This window comes from Devosia sp., from assembly GCF_035944845.1.
GTDB lineage: Bacteria > Pseudomonadota > Alphaproteobacteria > Rhizobiales > Devosiaceae > Devosia_A.
In genome coordinates this window covers 48,937-71,224 of sequence record NZ_DASZAW010000029.1, presented here as the reverse complement: position 1 = coordinate 71,224, position 22,288 = coordinate 48,937, and the positions used below count along the sequence as shown (strand labels likewise).

Genomic DNA, 22,288 nt, shown 5'->3' with positions numbered 1-22,288 from the left:
GGCGCTACTTCAACCCGGCCCGATCCTTCAGCAGCTTGACGATCGCCATGGCGTGGCCATGCCCGAGGCCGTAATCGGCCTTTAGCCAGTCGGTGATCTGGGTCGCCTTGGTGCCAGGTTTGGTGAAGCCCCTGGTGGTTGCAAGGCTGATCCACTGCTCCGGCGTGACGCCGGTCTGCTTTTCAATATTGTCGAGGTAGGCTTGGAAGGTCATGAGGGGCTCGCTTCAATCGGTCACGCATTCGTAACATTGCGCCCTCAACCTCAAAGGCCTATCTGCTGAGGCGGCAAGTCCATGATTGTCGCGCTTCGAGCGGGAAGCGACTGCAACTCTCGCTGAAGCGCTCCAGGGGTCTTTTGATGAGCATTTCTCCCCGCCGGCAGTCGGTCGGCGTCAATGTCGGTGGCGTGATGGTGGGCGGCGGCGCCCCGATCGTCGTGCAGTCGATGACCAATACCGACACCGCCGATATCGAGGCGACGGTGCGCCAGGTGGCGCAGCTGTGGCGTGCCGGCTCGGAGATCGTCCGCATCACTGTCGATCGCGACGAGGCCGCAGCGGCGGTGCCGCATATCCGGGACCGGCTGGCGGCGCGCGGCATCACTGTGCCGATCGTCGGCGACTTCCACTATATCGGGCACAAGCTGCTGACCGATCATCCGGCAGCGGCGGAGGCACTGGCCAAGTACCGGATCAACCCGGGCAATGTCGGCTTCAAGGCGAAGCGCGACACGCAGTTCGCGACGCTGATCGAGCTGGCGATGAAATATGACAAGCCGGTGCGCATCGGGGTGAACTGGGGTTCGCTCGACGAAGAACTGCTGACCCGGCTGATGGACGAGAATTCGGCCTCGGCGACGCCGGTTTCGGCGGCGGCGGTGCAGCGCGAGGCGATCATCCAGTCGGCGCTGCTCTCGGCGCAGCGGGCCGAGGAGTTGGGGCTCGCCCGGGATCACATCATCCTCTCGACCAAAGTGTCGGACGTCCAGCACCTGATCGCGGTCTATCAGGACCTGGGGGCGCGCTGCGATTATGCGCTGCACCTGGGGCTGACCGAAGCGGGTATGGGGTCGAAGGGCATTGTCGCCTCGTCGGCGGCGATGGGCATCCTCCTGCAGCAGGGGATCGGCGATACCATCCGCGTGTCGCTGACGCCTGAGCCGGGCGGCGACCGCACGCAGGAAGTCCGCGTGGCGCAGGAGCTGCTGCAGACCATGGGTTTCAGGCAGTTCCTGCCGGTGGTGGCCGCCTGCCCGGGCTGCGGCCGCACCACCAGCCAGACCTTCCAGGTGCTGGCCAAGGAAATCCAGGATCACCTGAGCGCATCGATGCCGGAGTGGAAGGAACGCTATCCCGGCGTCGAAAGCCTGTCGGTGGCGGTGATGGGTTGCATCGTCAACGGCCCGGGCGAGAGCAAGCATGCCAATATCGGCATCTCGCTCCCCGGCACCGGCGAAACCCCGGCGGCGCCGGTGTTCGTTGACGGCCAGAAGGTCGCGACACTGCGCGGCGCCGATGTCGCAGAGCAGTTCAAGGCGATGGTCGCCGACTATATCGAGAAGCGTTTCGGCACGGCTCAGAAGACAGCGGCCGAATGAGCCGCTGGCGCGACTGGTTGTTCACCGGCGAAGCGGCGCGACGGCGCTGGCTGTGGCTCGGAGTGCTCGCCGTGCTGCTGGTCGTGCTGTGGCTGACCGGGAATCTCAGGCAGTCCTAGGGCCTGCTATGCTGGTGCGGTGAGAATCGCGCCAGAGGCCCCACATGCGCAGCCCAACTCTGCCTGAGCCGCCCTACTACATGGTCAGCTTCGCTTCGCAGCGGACATCCGGCGATAACGGCCATCACGAGATGGGCGCCGCGATGGTTGAGCTGGCGCAAAGCCAGCCGGGCTTTCTCGGCTTCGAGAGCTGCCGCGATGCCTCAGGCTTCGGCATCCTCAACTCGTTCTGGGCTGACGAAGCAAGCATCCGTAACTGGAAAGCGGTGGCCGACCACCGGGAGGCGCAGCGGCGTGGGCAGGCGGAGTGGTACGCTGGCTACCACATCCGTATCGCACTGGTGCAGCGGGCTTATGGGTTCGAAGGAGATAACACTTCTAGCGCACCGGCGCCGGCAGTGATCAGCCGCTAGCTCTCCCGTTCGGCGAAGAACCGCGCCGTCGCCCTCAAACCATCGGCCTGCTCGTCGAACGGCAACAGCGCAGTGAGCGCGCCGTGGATCACTTCGGCGAGCTGGCGCTGCGCAGCCTCGACGCCGATGCGGGCGACGATGGTCTGCTTGCCCTTCTCGGCGTCCTTGCCGGTGGCCTTGCCCAACGCTTCGGCGGAGGCGGTGACGTCGAGGATGTCGTCGGCGAGCTGGAAGGCGCGGCCGGCGGCTTCGGCGTAGGTGGTGAGGTGGGCGAGGTCGCCGTCCGAGGCGCCGCCGAGAATGGCGCCGATGCGCACGGCGGCGCGGATCAGCGCGCCGGTCTTCATCGCCTGCATCTGGGCGATGGCGCGCTCGGTCAGGAAGCCGCTCTCGCCCTCGATATCGCGCATCTGGCCGCCGACCATGCCGCCGGCACCGGCACCGGCGGCCAGTTCGGCGACGAGGCGGACGCGGATGGCGGGATCGGCATGCGTTGCCGCGTCGGCCAGCAGGCCGAATGCGTGGGTCAGCAGCGCATCGCCGGCGAGGATGGCGGTGGCGTCGTCGTAGGCCTTGTGCACGGTGGGCTGGCCACGGCGCAGGTCGTCGTCGTCCATGGCCGGCAGGTCGTCATGCACCAGCGAGTAGCAATGGATCATTTCGACGGCGAGGCCGGCAGTAACCGTCGCGGCCGGCGTCACGCCGAACACCCCGGCCGCCTGGCGGACCAGCAGCGGCCTCAGCCGCTTGCCGCCATTGAGGCTGCCATGGCGCATCGCGGCCACCAGGCGATCCGGAGGGACGCCGGGGGTGGCGAGGGCAGGGGCGGCGAGCAGCCTATCGAGCGCCTGCTCGATGTCTGCGGCGGTACTGGCGAGTTCGTCGGTAAAGGAGTAGGTCACGGCTGGAGCGTCCGGCGGGGTCGAGCGCTTGTAGCGGATTTGAAGCTTTGCCGGAACTGTGCCGGAAACCCGCAACTCGCGCCATTTCGCCCCTTCCCATCCGTGCGATTGTGCTCTATAGACGCCCCCAATTCCCGACAGACCCTGTCTGTTAGACGCCGGAACGCCTTCGGCGAAACGCTATTGAACCAGGAGTAACAACCATGGCAGTGCCAAAGCGCAAGACCTCGCCGATGAAGCGCGGTTTCCGCCGCTCCGCCGATGCGCTGGCCGCCCCGGCCTATGTCGAAGACAAGGACTCGGGCGAGCTGCGTCGTCCGCACCACGTCGATCTGAAGACCGGCATGTATCGCGGCCGACAGATTCTGCAGCCCAAGAGCTCGTAAGCGCTCGGGCCGGCGCTCCCTTGCGCAGCAGACGATAGATATCTCGCGGCCGGCTCCCTGATCAGGGAGCCGGCCGTTTCCATTTATTCAGAGGTTTTCCGGCTATGGGCACGCGCGTCGAATCGGATTCCATGGGCACGATCAACGTGCCGTCGGAAAAGTACTACGGGGCGCAGACCGCCCGTTCGCTGGCCAATTTCGATATCGGCGGCGAGAAGATGCCGACCGAGATCATCCGGGCTTTCGGTATCCTCAAGAAGGCCGCGGCGCAGGCCAACCACAAGCTGGGGCTGATGGACCAGGCGACGCGCGACCTGGTGGTCGCGGCGGCCGACGAGGTGATCGCCGGCAAGCTCGCCGAGCATTTTCCGCTGGTGGTGTGGCAGACCGGGTCGGGCACCCAGTCGAACATGAACGTCAACGAGGTGATCTCGAACCGCGCCATCGAAATGGCCGGCGGGGTGATGGGTTCGAAAAAGCCGGTGCACCCGAACGACCACGTCAACATGAGCCAGTCCTCGAACGACACCTATCCGACGGCGATGCACATCGCCGCGGTCGAGGCCATCGAGAACTATCTGATCGACCGGGTGATGCTGCTCAGGAACACACTCGACGCCAAGGCGACCGAGTTCATGGGCGTGGTGAAGATCGGCCGCACCCATCTGCAGGATGCGACGCCGCTGACGCTTGGCCAGGAGATTTCCGGCTGGGTGGCGCAGCTCGACCTGGCGCTCAAGGCGATCCGCGCGACGCTGCCGCAGCTTTATGAACTGGCGCTGGGCGGCACTGCCGTCGGCACCGGGCTCAACGCGCACCCGAAATACGGCGAGACCGTTGCGGCAGAGATTGCAGCGCTGACCGGGCAGCCCTTTGTCACGGCGCCCAACAAGTTCGCGGTGATGGCCGGCCACGATGCGTTTGTCGGCTCGTCCGGCGCGCTGAAGCAACTGGCGGCAGCGCTGATGAAGATTGCCAATGACGTGCGCTGGCTGGCCTCGGGCCCCCGTTCGGGCCTCGGCGAAATCACCATTCCCGAGAACGAGCCGGGCTCGTCGATCATGCCGGGCAAGGTCAACCCGACCCAGGCCGAGGCGACCACGATGGTCGCCGTGCAGGTGATGGGCAACGATGCGGCGATCGGCATTGCGGCGAGCCAGGGCAATTTCGAACTGAACGTGTTCAAGCCGGTGATCGCCTACAACTTCCTGCAGTCGGTGCGGCTCTTGGCCGATGCGGCCAAGAGCTTCAACGACCACTGCGCCGTGGGGATCGAGCCGGATCGCGATCGGATCAAGCAACTGGTCGAGCAGTCGCTGATGCTGGTGACGGCGCTGAACCGCAAGATCGGCTACGACAACGCCGCCAAGATCGCCAAGCACGCGCACAAGAAGCGCGCGACGCTGCGCGACAGCGCCATCGAACTGGGCCTGCTCACCGGCGAGGAATTCGACGCCGAAGTGAAGCCCGAGCAGATGGTCGGCCCGCTGAAGCTCTAGAAACAGTGCTGTGGTGTGTTTGGTCGTTGGGGAGACCCACTGCGATCACCCCACCTACGATGTCATCCCAGCGAAAGCTGGGACCCATTTATCCATTTGCGCGGGCTGTGAGTTGGGTCCCAGCTTTCGCTGGGATGACAGCCGGTGGGTGGGTTAGGGACCAAGCCCAGCCGCTCGGCCCGGCGCAGCCCATCACGTGCTCCAGAGGGCACCAGTGCGAAAGCGCACGGCGGGGCTGGCGGGGGCGGCCTGGCTTTGGCATTGTGCCCCGCACCAACCGATCAGGGAACGCGCCATGTCCGACAATACGGTATTCATCCCCCAGGGCGGCCGCTCCACGCGCAACGGCGCCTTCATTCCGCCGCTGCTCCTGATCCCGCTGATCGCCTATAACTTCTTTGCCTTCCTGTTCATGGGCGGCAATCCGGCGGGCTGGAGCCAGCAGCTGTTGACCATTCCGATGGTTTCGGGCGTCTCGTGGTCGCTGACCGCGGGCGACCTGATCCTCGTCGTTGGCCTGGTCTGCCTGTTCTTCGAGGTGCTGAAATCCACCAATACCGGGCGTAACTCGGTGATCGAGCACATGCTCTCGGTGGTGGTGTTCGTGATCTTCCTCGTCGAGTTCCTGCTCGTCGGGGCGGCTGCCAGCTCGGTATTCTTCATCCTGATGATGATGGCGATCGTCGACGTGGTGGCGGGCTTCACCGTCTCGATCACCGGCGCCGGTCGCGACGTGACCATGGGCGGCTGAGAGCCCATCGGCGCTGAGTCATTGCCGTGCCCACCCACCGGCGTCATTCCCGCGAAGGCGGGAACCTGGTGGGATGCGGCGGCGCCGGTGGAGGCTGAGAGATCGCACTGGGTCCCCGCCTTCGCGGGGTGACACCGTGGATGCGGAAAGCTCCAGCCCTCGTCGGCCAACAGCTCAGGTAACGATGGTCTTGCGATAGCCGGCCGGCATGCGGCGGACGGTGATCTTGCTGCCGTTGGCATAGGCATCGACGGCCTGGTGCACCGGGGCGCGGCGGCGTTCGCTCTGCGCCGGCAGGTGCTGGCGGGCGGCGATCAGCTGGCTGAGGAAATCGGAGTGCGCGGGGGTGTGGACGAGCATCAGCCGCTCGCGCGGCGCCTCCTGTACCACCGGCAGGGTGAAGACCTGCTTTGCCGTCCCGTTGTCGTCCATTGCCTCGGACCTGTTCCGGTCCGGCGGGCTGCACCGATAGTGGCAGCTTCAACGGACCATGGGATAACGTCGCCACGACCCGCAGAGGTTGCAATGTTTCGCGCGCGGTTTCCCGCGTTTCATCAAGAAAGGGTTAACCGCATCACGTGCCGGCGGGTACCGGCTTTCCCCACCTCGACAAAGCCAAAACCCTCGAAGGCGGGGACGAAGCCCATGAAGCGGTAGCTCGGCGAGGACGGCGCGACCGGGTACGCCTCGAGGATATCAGCCTTGTGCCTTCTCGCGTGGGCGATGGCGGCGGCGATCAGCTGGAGACCGAGCCTTTCGCCGCGGAACTGCCGGCGGAGATACATACAGGTGAGCGACCAGACCTTCTCGTCTCTTTCCACATCGGGGCCGCCGAGATTGCGAAACGTGTCGCGGGGAGCGACCGAGACCCAGGCGACCGGCTCACTGTCGGCATAGCCGAGGAGACCGACCGGCACGCCGTCCGCGATGCGGCCGAGGATCTGCTTGCGCCGCGCCGGCCCTTTGTTGTCCTTGATTTCCTGAGGTGTGGCGCGCCAGGTCATGCACCAGCAGGGCTTCGGCCCGCCCGGGCCGGCAAACAGGGCCTCGAAATCGCTTTCCGTCGCTCTGGTCACCGGCTTGAAGGCCAGCTTGTCGGCCATTGCTTACCCTTTGAATTCGTCCTTCGCCTTGCGTAAAGCGGCGAACACCTTGGCCGGTTCCGCATCGGCGGCGAGGCCCATGGCTTTGGCCAGTGCCGGCTGGTCGGCGCGGAGGAACGGATTGCTGGCCTTCTCGAGCCCAAGCGTCACCGGGATGGTGTACTTGCCGGATTCGACCATGCGCTTGACTTCGGTAGCGCGGATGTTGAGCGCCGGGTTCTTTGGGTCGACGCTCATGGCAAAGGCGGCGTTCGAAGCGGTGTATTCGTGGCCAGGATAGACCAGCGTGTCGTCGGGCAACGCGCGCAACTCTTCGAGCCCATTCCACATCGGGCCGGGCTTGCCCTCGAACATGCGGCCGACGCCGAGCGAAAACAGCGCGTCGGCGGAGAACAGGTGGCGGCCCGCAGGGTCATAATAGACGATATGCCCCAGCGTGTGGCCCGGCGTTTCGATGACGATGAAGTCGGTTTCGCCCAGCGAGACGGTGTCGCTTGCCGAAACCAGCACCTCGAGCCCGAGGATCTTCGACGCTTCGGCCTTGGGACCGACGACGCGCACCCCATATTCACGCTTGAGGGCCGGAATGCCTTCGACGTGGTCTGTGTGGTGATGGGTGATGAACAGGTCGGTCAGCTTCCAGCCGCGGCGCTGCAGCGCTTCCTTGATCGCCTTGGCGTCCGGCGCGTCGATCGCGGCAGTGCGGCCGCTGCCGATATCGTGGACGAGGTAGCCGAAATTGTCGGAGCGGCAGAGAAAAACGTCGATCAGCAGGGGCACTTGGGGGAGTCTCCGGGTCAGGCGCGCACCGCGCGGGTGGCACGCGGCAGCGAAGCATGACAGAAACTAGAGAAGGTTTTCGGACAACGCCATGACCTCGCATGTCGAGCGGCTGATCGGCTTTTACAAGTCGCCCCTGGGAAAGATCGCCCGCGCCCTCTTGCGCGAGGAAGTGCTGCGCTTTGCCGGCAACGTGCGCGGGTTGCGGGTGCTGGGGCTGGGTTTCGCCACACCCTATATGCGCTTCACACTGGAAAAGGCCGAACGGGTGATCGCCGTGATGCCAGCCCGGCAGGGCGCCTCGGCCTGGCCGCGCGAAGGGCCCTCGCACACCGTGCTCTGCGACCCCCTCGAATTGCCGCTCACCGATGCCGCGGTCGACCTTATCATAGCGGTACACGCCTTCGAGCATGTGAGCGACACCGAGGAACTGATGCGCGAGCTGTGGCGGGTGTCGGCGCCCAACGCTCGGCTGATCGTCGTGGTGCCGAAGCGCCGTGGCACCTGGTCGTCGCTCGACAATACGCCGTTCGGCGATGGGCACCCGTTCTCGCGCGGCCAGCTGGAGCGGCTGCTGCGCGACCACAGCTTCGTGCCCGAGCAGTGGCGCGATGCGCTCTACGTGCCGCCCTCGCAGCACTCGCTGGTGCTGAAGTCGACGCGCTTTTTCGAGCGGGCCGGTCGGATGTTCGGGCCGACCTTTGCAGGCGTACACTGCGTGCTCGCCCGCAAAGAGCTGTTTCCGGCAGTGCCGCGGCGCAAGAAAGCCGAGCGGCTGATCAAGGTCCCGGCGCTGGCGCCGCAGGCGGCCATGAAGTTGCCGAGGGAGCAGTAGGGCTGGTCCATCGCTCGATCGTTTTGCACCGGAAACGCCACCACCACCGGGTGTCATCCCAGCGAAAGCTGTGACCTTTGTCCCCGCTAGCGCGGGCTGCGAGTTGGATCGCGGCCTTCGCCGGAATGACACCGAGTGGGGTGGAGCGCTTTCTTCCAACCCGATGAAAACGCGCCGGCCTAGAGCGCGCTTTCCACGTTCATTTCCGGCCTGAGGTGCACGGCCACTTCGCCCGACCAGGGTTCGGTGACGCCGCGTCCGCCGCCGAGGTCCTCGAGCAGGCCGCGGAGGCGGTCGAGCATGGCGATCATCTGGGGGCGGGCTTGCACCAGATTACTCATCTCAGCCCAGTCGCCGACAACGCAGAAGTCACGCTCGCCGGTCTTGACCACCCAGAAGTTGCGCAGGCCCGCCATATCGGAGCTGGCGATATCGCGGTGGAGCGCGATGAACTCCCCCTCGCGGCCGGGCTTCACCCGCATATGCACGATGTTCATTGCCGTCATCGGATCCTCCTCCGTCTCGACAAGCACGCCGCGCGCCTATCCTAGCAGATGTCGGAGCAGGCCGGGATTCCTTTGCAAGCGTGGGCGCCATCCCCTATGGTCCGGCCGATTTTTCGACCCAGTCTCCGAGACATGACCGACACGCCCAACCGCCCCGTCCCCCAGCCCGGCATCCTCACGATCGCGCCCTATGTGCCGGGTCGCTCGGATACGCCCGCCGGCGTCACGCTGGTGAAGCTCTCGGCCAACGAGTCGCCGCTCGGCGCCAGCCCCAAGGCGATCGCGGCAGTGCGCGAGGCGGCCAGCCGCATCGAGATCTATCCGGAAGGCTCGTCGCGCGAGTTGCGGGTGGCGCTGGGCGAGGTGCATGGGCTCGCGCCCGAGCGGATCGTCTGCGGTTTCGGCTCGGACGATATCCTGCACCTGCTGGCCCAGGTCTATCTGGGTGAGGGCGACGAGGCGGTGATGAGCCAGTACGGCTTCAACGTCTACCCGATCATCACCCGGGCGGCGTCGGCGCAGATCATCATGGTGCCTGAGAAAGACTACCGGGCCGATGTCGATGCGCTGCTTGCGGCGGTGACGCCGCGCACCCGGATCGTCTTTCTCGCCAACCCGAACAACCCGACCGGCAGCTATCTGCCGGCAGCCGAAGTGCGGCGGCTGCAGCAGGGGTTGAGGCCCGACATCCTGTTCGTCCTCGATAGCGCCTATGCCGAATATGTCACCGCCGAGGATTACTCCGAAGGCATCGACCTGGTGAACGCGTCGGACAATGTCGTGATGGTCCGTACCTTCTCCAAGATGGGCATTGCCGGCGAGCGGGTCGGCTGGATGTACGGGCCCGAGCATGTGGTCGATGCGATCAACCGTATCCGCGGGCCCTTCAACGTTTCGCTTTCCGGGCAGGCGGCGGCCGCAGCAGCAGCGCGCGACGTGGCGTTCACGGCAAAGCTCCGCGACCACAATGCGCGCTGGCGCGGCTGGCTTACCGGGGCGCTCAACTCGAACGCTATCCGGGTGCCGCCGAGCCAGGGCAACTTCATCCTGGCCTTGTTCGAGGATGTAGCGACTGCGAAGGCGGCGTTCGCGGCGCTGCGCGACAAGGGGCTGCTGGTGCGTGAAATGCATGGCTATGGCATACCCGAGGGCCTGCGCATCTCGATCGGGCTCGAAGAGCACATGCGGGCAGTCGTCGAAATTCTGAAGGCGTTCGGAGCGCCGGGGGCAAGCAACTGATGTTTGAAAAACTCACGCTTATCGGCATCGGCCTGATCGGCTCCTCCATCGCCCGGGCGGTGAAGCTCAAGGGCCTCGCCAAGACCATCGCCATCACCACCCGTAAGTCCGCAACGCTCGAAGAGGCGCGGACGCTGGGGCTGGGCGATATCTACACCCTCGATGCGGCGGAAGCCGTCGAAGGCGCCGATCTCGTCATTCTCTGCACCCCGGTGGGTGTCTATGCCGATGTGATGAAACAGATCGGCGGGCACCTGGCGCCAGGCGCCATCCTCTCCGATGTGGGTTCGGTCAAAGGCCAGGTGATGAAGGCGCTGGAGCCGCTGCTGCCGGCGGGTGTGCACTTCATCCCCGGTCACCCGATTGCCGGCACCGAGCATTCTGGCCCGTCCGCCGGCTTCCCCGATCTGTTCGTCGGGCGCTGGTGCGTGCTGACGCCGAAGCCGGAGGTCGATCCGGTGGCGGTCGATCGGCTGGTGTCGTTCTGGGGGGCGCTCGGTTCGAACGTCGAGGTGATGGATGCCGCCCACCACGACCTGGTGCTGGCGATTACCAGCCATGTGCCGCACCTGATTGCCTACAATATTGTCGGTACGGTCGCCGATCTCGAGGCGGCGACGCAATCTGAGGTGATCAAGTTCTCGGCCTCGGGCTTCAGAGATTTCACGCGCATCGCGGCCAGTGACCCGGTGATGTGGCGCGACGTGTTCCTCACCAACCGCGAGGCGGTGCTGGAGATGCTCGGGCGCTTCCTCGAGGATCTCTCGACCCTGCAGCGCATGGTGCGGGTGGGCGACGGCGAGGGCATGCAGGCGCTGTTTACCCGCACCCGCGCCATCCGTCGCTCGATCATCACCGCCGGCCAGGAAACTGCGGCCCCCGATTTCGGCCGCCCGCACGGCACGCCGGAGGCCGCGGTGGTGCCGCCGACCGACGTCTCTCCGGTCATGGTGCGCGAACACGGCGGCGGCGAGGACGCTTAGAACCCCAGGTTCGCCGTCGTCGTCCCCTCTCCCCCAAGGGAGAGGTGAACTCAGAACAACGGCAGCAACTGCGCGAGCGGCACGGCGAGCAGCTTCACCTGGCCATCGACGATGGTGAGGGTATTGCGGAAGCTGCCGTCGGCGTTGGGGGCGCCGCGCAGCATGGCGAGTTGCATGGCCGGCACGAACTGGGCGAAGCGGTCCAGCACGCCTTTGGTGGTGTAGTTGATTTCGCCCTCCGGGTAGCCGCCGCCATTGAGCTTCAGCGCGCCGGTGATTTCGAAGCGTTCTTCGGGCTGCGGCTGGCTGCCGGCAAGTTTGGCGAGGCTCAGCGCACCGCCGGCCGCCTGCCAGCGACGCAGCGCATCGGGCTCGCCGAAGGCGCGAAGATCGTCGGGCACGGCGGTGAGCTCGACTTCGGCGCTGGTATCGGCCGCGATGACCTGCAGCCCCGGCAGGTCGAGCGCCGTGGTCGTCAGGTACCCGCGCAAAGCCGCGGTGCCGGCGGCCTGGTCGTGCAGTTCGGGGACATCGAGCAGGTGCGCTTCGACATGCTTGGCGCGCGCCTCGACGATCTCGCCGGCGACGATGTCGGTGACCGCCAGGTCGTCGGCGACCAGCGAGAAGCGGGCGATGCGCCAGCCCTCGCCGCCGAGGCCGCGGATCAGGTCGGTGGAGGTCAGCCGCAGGCTGCCTTCAAGGGCGCCGAAATCGAGCCGGCGCTGGCTGCCGGAGAAGGCATCGGCGAGCGCAAAGGGCGCCTTGGCGGAAAAGATCAGGTGCGACGGCGCGTAGACCAGTACCGAGCCCTTGAGGCCGGCAAAAGTCGCAGTGAGATCCTGGTCGATCAGCGTTGCGTCGAGGCATTCGAGATCGAAGCGGAACGGAAAACCGGAGACATCCAGGGTGCCGCAGGTGAGCTTGGGCATGGTTTCGCCGTCGGCCTCGCCGAGGAGTTTGATCTGCCGCGTCGCCTCGCCGGCGGCCCACACCCAGCCGGCGGTCCATAGCCCGACCACGACAACCACCGCGATGGCGAGCCACATGAACTTCCGCAACGTCAGGTCTCCCATTCCGGCGCGCCAATTGCGCGGCGCGGACCGTATCGGTAGGAACGTGACCGGGGCAAGGCGAGTGGACGTTTCGTGCAGCAGAATTCAACGCATTGGGTGTTCGGCTACGGCTCCTTGATCTGGCGGCCGGGCTTTGCCTTCATCCGGCAAGTGCCGGCGCTGCTGCGCGGCGTGCACCGCCGGCTCTGCGTCTATTCCTACCGGCATCGCGGCACCGAGGCGCAGCCCGGTTTGGTGTTCGGGCTGATGCCGGGCGGCTCCTGTCGCGGCATGGCATTCGAGGTCGACGATACCGAGTGGGATAGCGTGCACGCCTATCTCAGCGAGCGCGAGATGGATCGCGGCGTCTATCGCGAGGCGACCCGGCAGATCGAACTCGCCGATGGTGGGCTGGTGCCGTCGCTGGCCTTTCTCGCCGATACGCGGCACCTGCAATATGCGGGCAAGCTCGCCATTGCCGAACAGGTGCGGATCGTGCGGGCCGGAGTGGGGGAGTCCGGGGCGAACCCGGAATACGTGCTCGAGACGGCGCGGAAACTGCACGAACTGGGGATCGTCGATCGGTACCTCGACGAGGTGGTGGCGGCGCTGAACGGCACGGATGTGCCGGTGGTGGCGGGGGCATAGGGCCGACTGAGAGAGACGGCCCCCTCCCATCCTTCCCCACAAGGGGGGAGGTGCCCGCTGGTGTGCTTGGCACCATCGAAGAGAGCCTCGACTCTGCACCTCCCCCTTTACGGGGGAGGCCGGGAGGGGGCCGTCTCTATCGGCTGTCGTCAGGCTGCGCTCAGCCCGATGATCGGTTCGGCGCCTTCGAGGTCCCACACCACGGTGAGCCGCTCGATGGCGTCGGCGCTGGTTTCAACGTGGAAGACGCGGTCAGCGCAGTCCATGGCGAGGCGAAAGCGGGCGCGGCTCACCGGGTCTTCGACCAGGTCGGCGGCGCCGCCCGCCCACATGACGTGCGGACCGAGCGCGATCAGATAGAGTTCGTCGGCCTTGAAGCTGAAATCGTCGAGGCGGAGGGGTTCGAGGGCGTAATAGCGACCCGAGCGACCACGCCAGTTCACCGGATGCACGGTGGCGTGCTGCAACAGCGTACGATCGAGTGTCGGCACCATGCCCCCGGCTCCCTTCGGTACTCGGCGAAAGAGAACGAATGTAGAACAAATTTGGGCTAAATGTCAAGCACCGCCCTGCGTGGCCTCTACACCTATGGGCTGCGTCGCCTGTTTCGTCAAGATGTAGTGGTCGGCGCTGGGCCGGGCGCTATCCCTTGCTTCAGCTTCTCGAGCCTGTCGCGCAGTTCGGGCGCGATCGGCCGGCTCAGGCCATCCTCGTATGCTTGAAGGATCAGCCGGTTGGTTTCGCCCTCGATCGCCGAAATCAGGCGGGTGCGAAACTCCTCTACCGGCAGGCCCGGCGGGATGGCCGGGAGGAACCTGGCGCGGGCGGTGCCGGACCACAGCAGCAGGCTGTTGCGGCCCCAGAACAGGCCGGAATTGAGCGCCACCGGCACTACGGGGATGTTGAGACCCTCGTAAAGCCGGACCACGCCGTAGCGGTAATCATAGGGTTCGAGCGGCGCCTTGCGGGTCCCTTCGGGGAAGATGATGATGCGGGCGCCCTTGGCGAGCGAGCGGCGGGCGTCGGAAAGCATCAGCGGGATGGCATCGCCGCCTTTCGAGCGGTCGACGCGGATGGTGTCGAAGGCCATCGCCGCCTGGCCGAAGAACGGGATATCCATCAGCTCCTTCTTGGCGATGAAGGCGGGACGCTTCGCTCCGGGCAGAAGCGCAAAGATGTCCCAGTCGCTCATGTGCTTGGAAGCAATGATGCAGGGGCCGTCGGGAATGTTCTCCATGCCCTCGACATCGGTCTTGATGCCGGCGATCAGCCGCAGCGCCAGGATGTGCGAGTGGATCCAGTAGAGCGCCAGGGCCCAGCCGAACCGGGTGCGTCCCCAGATGGCGCTGATGCCGACGACGATCGCCAGCACCACGGTCTGCAGGTAGAACACCGCATAGAACAGCAGCGAGCGTAGCGCCTGGCCGAGCAAAACCGATCCTCCTCGTTTTGCGCGGAGCGTGCCTGCTACGACGCTGGCGAACAAGCGAGAAATCGGCGCCTGCGGCAGCCTCCGGCCTACGACGTCTTCTGCAGGAAGCGGCGCACCGTCATGCGCGAGGTGATGGCGGTCAGCGCGGCGATCACCGGCACCACGGCGAGAATGCCAAACATGCCGTCAATGCCGAGCGCGAAGCGGCCGAACAGGATGCCGAGCTGCTGGCCGGCCTCCTGTGGCACCACCGAGCCGGCGGCGACGCCGACAAGAAGGAAGAACAGCAGCGCCGCGAGCCCGCCGAAAATGCCGCCGCGGAAGCCGATGGTGAGAAATCGCCCCTGGAACTCGCCGGCGATGAAGTTGTTCGAAGCGCCGATGAAGTGCAGCACATCGACGATCTCGCGGTTCGACGCCATGGTGCCCCGGGTGGCGAAGACGATGGCGAGCACGGTCGCAACGACGATCAGCGTCAGCACCAGGAGGCCCGAAGCGACGATGGTGCCGGCCATGACGTTGAGCTGCTGCCGCCAGGCGGCATGGGTATCGAGGCTCGCGCCCTTTACTGCGGCAAGGTCGCGCTGCAGCTTTTCGACATCGGCTTCGGCCGGGTCGGCGAGCTGCACGACGACCAACCGGGGGATGTCGATGGCGGTCAAGTCGAGCCCGGCACCGAGCCACGGCTCGAGCAGCTTCTGGCTTTCCTCGAGCGTCAGGGCTCGCGCCGCGGCAACGCCCGGTGTCGCTTCAGCCAGCGCCACGGCGGTGCGAAGGTTCGAGTCCATCACCTCGCCCTCCACCGGGCGGATCTGGATGGTCATCTCACGGCCGACATCGGAGGACCAGGCAATGGCGGATTTCTGCACCAGCACCACGCCGCCCAGAGTCACGCCCGACAGGAAGGTCATGATGGCGATCAGCAGCACCAGGGTGCGGCCGGCCACCGAGCGTTCCGGCACGATGGCGGCAGCGCGCTCACGGTTCTCGATCCCGGCGAAGCGGGGGAGCTTCAGCTCAATCGGCAAAGACGATCTCCCCCTCGTTGAGGATCATGCGCGGGAAAGGGAAGGCGTCGAGCAGCGGCAACTCGTGCGTTGCGAGGATGATGGTCGTCCCCATCTTGTTGAGTTCGGCAAACAGCCGCACCAGCCGCAGCGACAGCTCGGGGTCGACGTTGCCGGTGGGCTCGTCGGCAAGGAGGATATCCGGCCGGCCGATCACCGCGCGGGCGATGGCGGCGCGCTGCTTCTCGCCGCCTGACAGTACGGCCGGCAGCGCATCGAGGCGCTGGCCGAGCCCGACCCATTCGAGCAGTTCGGTGACGTTGGCGCGGTAGCTCGCCTCGGGTTCGCCCAGCACACGCAGCGGCAACGCCACGTTCTCGAAGGTGGTGAGGTGATCGAGCAGGCGGAATTCCTGGAACACGATGCCGATGTGGCGGCGCATCTGCAGCAGCGCATCCTGGTCGAGCGCCGAAGTGTCCTTGCCGAACAGGGTGACCCGGCCGCGGGTCGGCCGCAGCGACAGCAGCAGCAGTTTCAGCAGCGATGTCTTGCCCGACCCGGAGGGGCCGGTGAGGAAATGGAACGTGCCGGGTTCGATGCGGAAATTGAGATCGCGAAGGATCTCAGGCCCCTGCCCATAGCGCAGGCCGACATTGGAGAACTCGATCACCGGGCCATCCGCTCCGAATCAGTTGTGAGGCATCATAACAGCGGCATCCCGCCCGGGCGGGGTTCTCACCCATAATTCAGCCCAAATCTTGGTCGGCCGATGCCTCGGCCGCGGTAGTTTCGAGGTTCGGGTTTGAGGAAACTTAACCCGCCGCCGCTAGCTTCACCGCATGCGTTCACCCCAGCCAGCGACAGTCGTCATTGCCTGCCCGCATTGCGGCACGCGGTACCAGGTACCGCCCGAAACGCTCGGGCCGCGCGGCCGCAAGGTCAGCTGCGCACATTGCGGCAAGGCCTGGATGGCGGAGGCCCAGACGCCGCCGCCGGATGACGACAAGCTGTTCACGCCGACCGAGGAAGAGGCGCTCGATCGCGAGTTCAAGGCGATCGAGACTCGCACGGGGATCGCCGAGATTCCTGCATCGCTGCGTGGGGTAATGCCCGATGGGGCGCCGCCACCCGAGGTGGTGCGCTCGATTGCCGAAATCAAAGCCGCCATTGCGCCCAAGCCGGCCGAGCCGGCACCGGCCCCACCGGCCGCTGCAAAACCCACGGCGGCCGAACGGGCCGCCAATGGCAAGCTCGAGAAGCGGCAACGCGCCGTGGCGCGCCGGCTGCCGGCCGCCAAGCTGTTCCGGATGATCCGCATCGGGGCGGTCGGCCTGCTCGTGGTCGTGCTCGCCGGTGGCCTGCTGTTCCGCACCGAGATCGTCAAGTTCGCGCCCGAGATGGCGGGTGTCTATTCGGCGCTCGGCATGGGGGTGAATGTCGTCGGCCTGGAGTTTTCCGAGGTTTCCACGGTGATGAGCCGGCGCGGCGACAGCGATGTGATCAGCGTCACCGCCACCATCCGTGGCGTCGAGGCGCGCCGCGTGGTGGTGCCACCGGTGGTGGTGAGCCTGCTCGATGCCAAGGGCGCGCCGCTCTATCAGTGGAGCGTCATGCCGCCGGCGCCCGATGTCGAGCCGGGCGAGGCCGTGGCCTTTTCCGCCGAACTCGCGTCTCCGCCTGAGGGCGCGACGCAATTGCGCCTGGGCTTTGCCTCGAGGTGGCAGAACGTCGCGGCTATTCCGCCCGTGGCAACCAACAAGATACCTGAAGAGACCATACACTGATGGCCAGAATCCTGCTTGCCGAAGACGATGATGGCGTGCGTGCGTTCGTGTCGCGCGCCCTCGCGCATATGGGCCACGACGTGGTGGAAGCCGAGGATGGCGGGCTCGCCGCCGAAGTGATGCAGGAAGAGCAGGGGCGCTTCGACCTCTTGCTCTCGGACATCAAGATGCCGGTGATGGACGGGATCGCGCTGGCGCTCAACGTCGCTTCCGCCTGGCCCGAAGTCACCATCATGCTGATGACCGGCTTTGCGGACCAGCGCGAGCGCGCGCATGGGCTCGATCAGCTGATCTACGATGTGATCCCCAAGCCGTTCACGCTGGCGCAGGTGCTGGAAAAGGTCGACGACGCCCTCGCCGGCCGGCCGCCGGAGATCATTTCGCTGGCGCGTCAGGCGATGATGGGGTGAACGCGGGCGTCGTGGGCCCCCCTCGGTCCCTTCGCCCCTCAGGGGCACCGGTCGAGGGCGCAGCCCTCGCCGCGCGCAGCGCCGGATGAGGGGTGAAGCGGTGCCATACGCGCTCGTTGAGAAGCTGAACCCCTCACCCTAGTTTCGCTACGGACCTGGCGGTCCTAGCTGCACTACCCTCTCCCCTCAGGGGCGAGGGGACGCTCGAACCGAACCATCGAGGTGCCGGGCTCCGGGGAGTCTCAGTCCGCGAGCTCCAACACCCGGACGTCGAACGTCTCCGCCTGCTCCTCCATGAAGCGCAGGAACTTCAGGCCCTCGCGCTCGATCTCGGCGACGTCTTTCTTCCTGAGCCTGTGGTAGGGCGTGATGGTGAGCACCGCCGCGCCCTTCCTGCTGTCGATCGCCCAGGCGGCCGAGATGATGCCGTCGACCAGCACCGAGGGCCTGGCGTCGTGCAGGAAATCGCCGCGTTGTTCGTCGTCCGCGGCGAGGACGCGGCGGCGGTTGTCGTAGCCGAGAAAGGCATTTTCGAACAACGGCATGAAGCGGACCGGGGCCGGTGTGTCGGCGTCGGGGCGCGGCGCTTCGGGCAGATCGAACAGCTCGCGGCCGTCGGGGGCGATGAAGGTGACGAGTTCTGGCCGCAGCGCCTCGAACACTTCGCCGAGCTTGGTCAGGCGCGACCAGCTCTGCATGTCGGCGACGCTGGCCGGGCCATAGGCGGCGAGGTAGCGGCGCACCAGGGTTTCGCGTGACAGCGGGCGCTGGTGCGGCTTGGGCAGCCAGTTGTCGATGCGGGTCAACAGCGGCGCGTGGCCGGAGCCCCAGATGCGCGTCGGCGGGATCTGGATCAGCGCATCGGAGGTTTGCAGCAGCATGGTCATGGCCAGCGGTTCGGCAGTGGGGAAGCGCTCGGCGAGGCGCTTGCCGAGCTGGCCGGCTGTCATCGGCTCGGCGTCGAGCAGCTCGCGGGCCAGCGCGAGCACCTGGGCCTCGTCATTGTCGCCGAACCGCTTCCGGAAATTGCTCTGCCATACCGAGCGGAGGAAGGGCTGCACCTGTGCACGGATGCCGATCAGGTCGTCGGCGGTGTGCAGATGCAGCGTGCCGCGCATGGTGGTGGCACGGGCCAGCGTGCGGTCGACGATCAGTGCGGTCAACGCTTCGTGGGTGAAGCCGTTGAGCCGCGACCAGAGCCCGATATAGGGATCATGCGTTTGCTGCGCCTGCTGTCCCAGCAGCCACTCGATGGTTTCGACGATGCCCTTGTCGCTGCGCTCGAGCAGCAACTGGCGGGCGAGGGTGGCGCGGTTGAGCTGGCGGTCGGTCAGTGCATCGGTCATCGGGGCCTCCTCGGGACAGCCATAAACTAGCTCGAGCGTACTGACAGGGTCTGTCAGCAGCTTGCACCGGCAGCCGAGCGCTCCGATAGTCGCGGTCATGATTGCCATTCTCGCATTGCTGCTCGCCTGCCAGCTCGGCGGCGAAATCCTGGCGCGCTCGCTGGCCTTGCCGATGCCCGGCCCGGTGGTCGGGCTGATCCTCCTCGCCGTGGTGCTGCTGGCCTGGGTGCACCGGCGGCCCGACCTCAAGGGCACGCTGCTCGACAAGGTCAGCACCTTCCTCGTCGGCGGGCTGGGGCTCCTGTTCGTGCCGACCGGCGTCGGCGTCGTGCAGCAGTTGGGGCTGCTCGGCGACTATGGCGTGGGGATCGTCCTGACGCTGGTCGTCTCGGCGGTGCTGACCATGCTGGCGACGGTCGGGGCGTTCCTCGCCGTGAAGCGCTGGACCGGGAAGCGGCCATGAACGACCCGTTTGCGCTCTGGGTCTATCTCAGCTCGACGCCGCTGCTGTGGCTGACGGTGACGCTCTGCGTCTGGGTCGGGGCAGACTGGCTGGCGCGGAAATCGGGCCGCAACCCGCTGGTCAATCCGGTGCTGGTTTCGATCATCGCGGTCGGCGTGGTGCTGCTCGTCACCGGCACGCCCTACGCGCGCTATTTCGAGGGCGCGCAGTTCGTGCATTTCCTGCTCGGCCCGGCGATCGTCGCCATCGCGGTGCCGCTGGTCACCAACCGCAAGATCGTGATGGAGAACCTGTTGCCGCTGCTCGGCGCACTGCTGGCGGGCTCGGTGACGGCGATCGTCTCGGTGGTGCTGCTCGGCCGGCTGTTCGGGCTGCCACCCGACGTGCTGCTGGCCATGGTGCCGAAATCGGTCACGGCGGGCGTCGCCATGGGCATTGCCGAGCAGATCGGCGGCTCGCCCTCGCTCACCGCGGTGCTGGTGGTGCTGACCGGGGTCACCGGCGCGGTGCTGGTGACCCCGATCATGAACGCCTTGAAGATCACCGACTATGCAGCGCGCGGCTTCTCGGTGGGCCTTGCCTCACACGGCATCGGTACGGCCCGGGCGTTCGCGGTCGATCCGGTGGCCGGCACCTTTGCCGGCATCGCCATGGGGCTCAACGCCGTGCTGACCTCGGTGCTGGCGCCGGTGCTGGCGAGCTGGATGGTGTAGGTTTGATCAACGGTCCCGGCAGCGATCGCCTCCCTCCCCCTTGAGAGGAGGGGTTGAGGGAGGGGGTGGTGCGGTGATCACCGATGGACCCCCACCCCCAGCCCCTCCCCTCAAGGGGGAGGGGAGCGGAGATCACACCCAGTCCGGCACGCTGTCGAGCGCGATCAGTTCTTCGATCGACTTGCGCGGGCGGATGACGTGCCACTTGTCGCCATCGACCAGCACTTCAGGCACCAACGGCCGCGAGTTGTAGGTCGAGGCCATCACCGCGCCATAGGCGCCAGCCGACATGACGGCGAGCAGGTCGCCTTCCTTGACGCCCGCCATCTTCCGATCCTGGGCGATGAAGTCGCCGGTCTCGCAGACCGGACCGACCACGTCGGCGGTGATCTGTGCGAGGTTGGAGTGGATCACCGGCTGGATGTCGTGATGCGCCTCGTAGAGGGTCGGGCGGATCAGGTCGTTCATCGCCGCATCGACGATGACGAAGGTCTTGCCGCCTTCCTTCACATACTCGACCTTGGTGACAAGGATGCCGGCATTGCCGACGATCAGCCGGCCGGGCTCCAGCACCAGCGATACGCCGAGCGGGCCGATATGCTTCCTGACGATCTCGGCATAAGCGGGCGGCGCCGGTGGCGCGTCTTCGTCGTGGTGGTAGGGGATGCCGAGGCCGCCGCCGACATCGGCGTGGCGGATATCATGGCCAGCCGCCTTGAGGTCGCGCACCAGCTGGGCGAGCAGTGCAAAGGCATTGTCGAAGGGCCGCATATCGGTGATCTGGCTGCCGATATGCATGTCGACCCCGACGGCACGCACGCCGGGCAGCGCTGCGATGCGGGCATAGACCTCGCGGGCCCGCGCGAACGGGATGCCAAACTTGTTCTCGGCCTTGCCGGTGGAAATCTTGGCGTGGGTGCCGGCGTCGACATCGGGGTTGATGCGCACCGAAACCGGGGCCGTCATCCCCATGGAGACGGCGACGTCGCTCAGCCGCTCGAGCTCTGGCTCGCTTTCGAGATTAAAGCACTTGATGCCGACTTCCAGCGCCCGGCGCATCTCGGCAAAGGTCTTGCCGACGCCCGAAAAGACGATGCGATCGGCGGGAACGCCTGCCGCGATGGCGCGCTCCAGCTCGCCACCCGAGACCACGTCAGCGCCGGCGCCTTGCTTGGCGATCAACTTGATCACCGCCTGGTTGGAGTTGGCCTTCATGGCATAGGCGACCAGCGTATCGATGCCCTTGAAGGCATCGCGCATCACCTGCACGTGGCGGCGGAGCGTCGCGGCGGAATAGACGTAGAACGGAGTGCCCACCTTGCCGGCGAGCGCGGTCAGGTCGACCTCCTCGGCAAACAGCCGGTCGTCGCGATACTGGAAGTGATGCACCAAGGTCTGCGCCCCTACGAAATCCGGGCGGAAGCTCTAGGCGAAAACGCCGGGCAGCGGAAGCTGGAGTTATTGATGGGGGTGATTGAGGATGATGATGGCTCACGTCGCCACCGGCTGCCCTACACTCGGCGTCATCCCCCGAAAGCGGGGATCTCCGTTTGCCGCACGCTCCGCAACAGAGGTTCCCGCTTTCGCGGGAATGACCCGGTGCGTATCGCTAGGCCTGCGCCGGCCAGTGATGGTCGATCCGTTCCGCAACCATTTGCTGGATGGCCCAAAGGTTGCGGTCGTGGATGCCGTACTCCTCGAGCTTGGTGACGGTCGACAGCACGTATTCGGCCATCGACCCTTTCCAGCCATGCGCCTGCGCCAGCCGGTCGGCGCGCTCCGCCAGGGTCAGGCCGCCTACGTAACGCGTGCTCTTGCGGTCGATCGCAAACGCCAGGGCAGTGAGCGGCCCGTCGGCGGTTGCGACCTTGATCCAGCGCCCCGGGAAGGCGTTGGGCACCATGCTCATCTCGCGGCGCACCAGCTTGTCCATGTTGGTCTTGATGGTCCCGGCAGGGATGCGAAAGGCGACGCTGCGGCAACTGCCGCCGCGATCGAGGCACATCATCAGTCCCGGCTGCCTGGGATTGCCTCGCCAGCGTTGGTCGAACAGGCAAAAGCTGCGGTGCCAGCCGCTGGCGACGGCGATGCGCTGCTGATCGAACTCGGTAGCCGGGTTCCAGATCAGCGAACTCAGGGCGAAGATCCAGAACTCGCCGGTGGGCGCAGTGTCGATGATGCGCGCCACCTCGGCCTCATAGTCGGCTTCGGTCGCCGGGCGGATACCGGGGTAAGTCGGCTGACCCGGATCCTCGATCACCGGGATACGGGCGACATGCGCAGCGGTGAGATGCAGGATACGCGGTTTGAGCGGCATG

At 66.3% G+C, this 22,288-nt stretch carries 28 protein-coding genes; 14 read left to right on the top strand and 14 right to left on the bottom strand.

Features of this window, described 5'->3' with window-relative positions:
* Window positions 1–4: 4 nt before the first annotated feature.
* Window positions 5–214, bottom strand: a complete 210-nt coding sequence (locus tag VGV07_RS04695; RefSeq protein WP_326867529.1) for a DUF4287 domain-containing protein — start codon at window positions 212–214, stop codon at window positions 5–7.
* A gap of 146 nt (window positions 215–360) precedes the next feature.
* On the opposite strand from VGV07_RS04695, the gene ispG reads away from it, so the two are divergent.
* The 3 genes from ispG to VGV07_RS04680 are packed head-to-tail and all read left to right on the top strand — an operon-like array spanning window position 361 to window position 2,131.
* Window positions 361–1,599, top strand: a complete 1,239-nt coding sequence (gene ispG / locus VGV07_RS04690; RefSeq protein ID WP_326867528.1) for a flavodoxin-dependent (E)-4-hydroxy-3-methylbut-2-enyl-diphosphate synthase — start codon at window positions 361–363, stop codon at window positions 1,597–1,599.
* Window positions 1,596–1,718, top strand: a complete 123-nt coding sequence (locus tag VGV07_RS04685; RefSeq protein ID WP_326867527.1) for a hypothetical protein — start codon at window positions 1,596–1,598, stop codon at window positions 1,716–1,718. Before ispG ends, VGV07_RS04685 begins: the two co-directional genes overlap by 4 nt.
* A 44-nt stretch (window positions 1,719–1,762) precedes the next feature.
* Complete coding sequence (locus tag VGV07_RS04680; protein ID WP_326867526.1) at window positions 1,763–2,131, top strand: antibiotic biosynthesis monooxygenase; 369 nt, start codon at window positions 1,763–1,765, stop codon at window positions 2,129–2,131.
* Here VGV07_RS04680 and VGV07_RS04675 read toward each other — a convergent pair.
* Window positions 2,128–3,033, bottom strand: coding sequence for a farnesyl diphosphate synthase (locus tag VGV07_RS04675; protein WP_326867525.1), 906 nt, complete (start codon window positions 3,031–3,033; stop codon window positions 2,128–2,130). The two genes, VGV07_RS04680 and VGV07_RS04675, sit on opposite strands and share 4 nt — an antisense overlap.
* A 203-nt stretch (window positions 3,034–3,236) precedes the next feature.
* Here VGV07_RS04675 and rpmF point away from each other — a divergent pair, with 203 nt between their 5' ends.
* The 3 genes from rpmF to VGV07_RS04660 all read left to right on the top strand — a co-directional run bounded on the left by rpmF (window position 3,237) and on the right by VGV07_RS04660 (window position 5,669).
* Complete coding sequence (rpmF, locus tag VGV07_RS04670; RefSeq protein WP_326867524.1) at window positions 3,237–3,419, top strand: 50S ribosomal protein L32; 183 nt, start codon at window positions 3,237–3,239, stop codon at window positions 3,417–3,419.
* Window positions 3,420–3,523: 104 nt separating this feature from the next.
* Window positions 3,524–4,918: a class II fumarate hydratase gene (gene fumC / locus VGV07_RS04665; protein ID WP_326867523.1), complete on the top strand. Its 1,395-nt coding sequence runs from the start codon at window positions 3,524–3,526 to the stop codon at window positions 4,916–4,918.
* Between the two features lie 295 nt (window positions 4,919–5,213).
* Window positions 5,214–5,669, top strand: coding sequence for a hypothetical protein (locus VGV07_RS04660; RefSeq protein ID WP_326867522.1), 456 nt, complete (start codon window positions 5,214–5,216; stop codon window positions 5,667–5,669).
* A gap of 174 nt (window positions 5,670–5,843) precedes the next feature.
* On the opposite strand, the gene VGV07_RS04655 is transcribed toward VGV07_RS04660, so the two are convergent.
* The 3 genes from VGV07_RS04655 to gloB all read right to left on the bottom strand — a co-directional run bounded on the left by VGV07_RS04655 (window position 5,844) and on the right by gloB (window position 7,552).
* The gene (locus VGV07_RS04655) at window positions 5,844–6,101 is read right to left on the bottom strand and encodes a hypothetical protein (protein WP_326867521.1); all 258 of its coding nucleotides are present in this window, start codon (window positions 6,099–6,101) and stop codon (window positions 5,844–5,846) included.
* 122 nt (window positions 6,102–6,223) lie between these two features.
* Window positions 6,224–6,772, bottom strand: a complete 549-nt coding sequence (locus tag VGV07_RS04650; protein ID WP_326867520.1) for a GNAT family N-acetyltransferase — start codon at window positions 6,770–6,772, stop codon at window positions 6,224–6,226.
* A gap of 3 nt (window positions 6,773–6,775) precedes the next feature.
* Window positions 6,776–7,552: a hydroxyacylglutathione hydrolase gene (gloB, locus tag VGV07_RS04645; protein WP_326867519.1), complete on the bottom strand. Its 777-nt coding sequence runs from the start codon at window positions 7,550–7,552 to the stop codon at window positions 6,776–6,778.
* A gap of 91 nt (window positions 7,553–7,643) precedes the next feature.
* On the opposite strand from gloB, the gene VGV07_RS04640 reads away from it, so the two are divergent.
* A complete protein-coding gene (locus tag VGV07_RS04640; protein ID WP_326867518.1) occupies window positions 7,644–8,387 on the top strand; it encodes a class I SAM-dependent methyltransferase in 744 nt (247 codons plus the stop codon).
* A gap of 179 nt (window positions 8,388–8,566) precedes the next feature.
* Here the strand turns inward: VGV07_RS04640 and VGV07_RS04635 are convergent, their stop codons facing one another.
* Window positions 8,567–8,893, bottom strand: a complete 327-nt coding sequence (locus tag VGV07_RS04635) for a DUF718 domain-containing protein (RefSeq protein ID WP_326867517.1) — start codon at window positions 8,891–8,893, stop codon at window positions 8,567–8,569.
* A 132-nt stretch (window positions 8,894–9,025) separates the two neighbouring features.
* Here VGV07_RS04635 and VGV07_RS04630 point away from each other — a divergent pair, with 132 nt between their 5' ends.
* Window positions 9,026–10,132 (top strand): histidinol-phosphate transaminase, encoded by a 1,107-nt coding sequence (locus VGV07_RS04630; RefSeq protein ID WP_326867516.1) that lies wholly within the window; start codon window positions 9,026–9,028, stop codon window positions 10,130–10,132.
* Complete coding sequence (locus tag VGV07_RS04625; protein ID WP_326867515.1) at window positions 10,132–11,115, top strand: prephenate/arogenate dehydrogenase family protein; 984 nt, start codon at window positions 10,132–10,134, stop codon at window positions 11,113–11,115. The genes VGV07_RS04630 and VGV07_RS04625 overlap by 1 nt, the downstream gene beginning before the upstream one ends.
* A 50-nt stretch (window positions 11,116–11,165) precedes the next feature.
* On the opposite strand, the gene VGV07_RS04620 is transcribed toward VGV07_RS04625, so the two are convergent.
* Complete coding sequence (locus VGV07_RS04620; protein ID WP_326867514.1) at window positions 11,166–12,173, bottom strand: DUF2125 domain-containing protein; 1,008 nt, start codon at window positions 12,171–12,173, stop codon at window positions 11,166–11,168.
* Between the two features lie 87 nt (window positions 12,174–12,260).
* Here VGV07_RS04620 and VGV07_RS04615 point away from each other — a divergent pair, with 87 nt between their 5' ends.
* A complete protein-coding gene (locus VGV07_RS04615) occupies window positions 12,261–12,815 on the top strand; it encodes a gamma-glutamylcyclotransferase (protein WP_326867513.1) in 555 nt (184 codons plus the stop codon).
* Window positions 12,816–12,964: 149 nt separating this feature from the next.
* On the opposite strand, the gene VGV07_RS04610 is transcribed toward VGV07_RS04615, so the two are convergent.
* The 4 genes from VGV07_RS04610 to ftsE form a co-directional block, all read right to left on the bottom strand.
* Complete coding sequence (locus VGV07_RS04610) at window positions 12,965–13,309, bottom strand: hypothetical protein (protein ID WP_326867512.1); 345 nt, start codon at window positions 13,307–13,309, stop codon at window positions 12,965–12,967.
* Between the two features lie 116 nt (window positions 13,310–13,425).
* The gene (locus VGV07_RS04605; RefSeq protein WP_326867511.1) at window positions 13,426–14,247 is read right to left on the bottom strand and encodes a lysophospholipid acyltransferase family protein; all 822 of its coding nucleotides are present in this window, start codon (window positions 14,245–14,247) and stop codon (window positions 13,426–13,428) included.
* An 86-nt stretch (window positions 14,248–14,333) separates the two neighbouring features.
* Window positions 14,334–15,275, bottom strand: a complete 942-nt coding sequence (locus tag VGV07_RS04600; RefSeq protein WP_326867510.1) for an ABC transporter permease — start codon at window positions 15,273–15,275, stop codon at window positions 14,334–14,336.
* Window positions 15,265–15,924 carry a cell division ATP-binding protein FtsE gene (gene ftsE, locus VGV07_RS04595; protein WP_326867509.1) on the bottom strand — a complete coding sequence of 220 codons (660 nt, stop codon included), beginning with the start codon at window positions 15,922–15,924 and terminating at the stop codon, window positions 15,265–15,267. Before ftsE ends, VGV07_RS04600 begins: the two co-directional genes overlap by 11 nt.
* Window positions 15,925–16,093: 169 nt before the next feature.
* Between ftsE and VGV07_RS04590 the strand changes: the two genes are divergently transcribed.
* Both VGV07_RS04590 and VGV07_RS04585 read left to right on the top strand, forming a co-directional pair.
* Entirely contained in the window at window positions 16,094–17,038 is a 945-nt protein-coding gene (locus VGV07_RS04590; protein WP_326867508.1) for an MJ0042-type zinc finger domain-containing protein, read from the top strand.
* Window positions 17,038–17,448: a response regulator gene (locus VGV07_RS04585; RefSeq protein WP_055886701.1), complete on the top strand. Its 411-nt coding sequence runs from the start codon at window positions 17,038–17,040 to the stop codon at window positions 17,446–17,448. Before VGV07_RS04590 ends, VGV07_RS04585 begins: the two co-directional genes overlap by 1 nt.
* 242 nt (window positions 17,449–17,690) lie before the next feature.
* Here VGV07_RS04585 and VGV07_RS04580 read toward each other — a convergent pair whose 3' ends face one another.
* Entirely contained in the window at window positions 17,691–18,794 is a 1,104-nt protein-coding gene (locus tag VGV07_RS04580) for a winged helix DNA-binding domain-containing protein (RefSeq protein ID WP_326867507.1), read from the bottom strand.
* A gap of 97 nt (window positions 18,795–18,891) precedes the next feature.
* Between VGV07_RS04580 and VGV07_RS04575 the strand changes: the two genes are divergently transcribed.
* Both VGV07_RS04575 and VGV07_RS04570 read left to right on the top strand, forming a co-directional pair.
* Complete coding sequence (locus tag VGV07_RS04575) at window positions 18,892–19,257, top strand: CidA/LrgA family protein (RefSeq protein ID WP_326867506.1); 366 nt, start codon at window positions 18,892–18,894, stop codon at window positions 19,255–19,257.
* On the top strand, window positions 19,254–19,970 hold the full coding sequence (locus VGV07_RS04570) for an LrgB family protein (protein ID WP_326867505.1): 717 nt from the start codon (window positions 19,254–19,256) through the stop codon (window positions 19,968–19,970). Before VGV07_RS04575 ends, VGV07_RS04570 begins: the two co-directional genes overlap by 4 nt.
* 132 nt (window positions 19,971–20,102) lie before the next feature.
* Here VGV07_RS04570 and lysA read toward each other — a convergent pair whose 3' ends face one another.
* A complete protein-coding gene (gene lysA, locus VGV07_RS04565; protein ID WP_326867504.1) occupies window positions 20,103–21,359 on the bottom strand; it encodes a diaminopimelate decarboxylase in 1,257 nt (418 codons plus the stop codon).
* 220 nt (window positions 21,360–21,579) lie between these two features.
* A complete protein-coding gene (locus tag VGV07_RS04560; RefSeq protein ID WP_326867503.1) occupies window positions 21,580–22,287 on the bottom strand; it encodes a gamma-glutamylcyclotransferase in 708 nt (235 codons plus the stop codon).
* Window position 22,288: the final 1 nt, after the last annotated feature.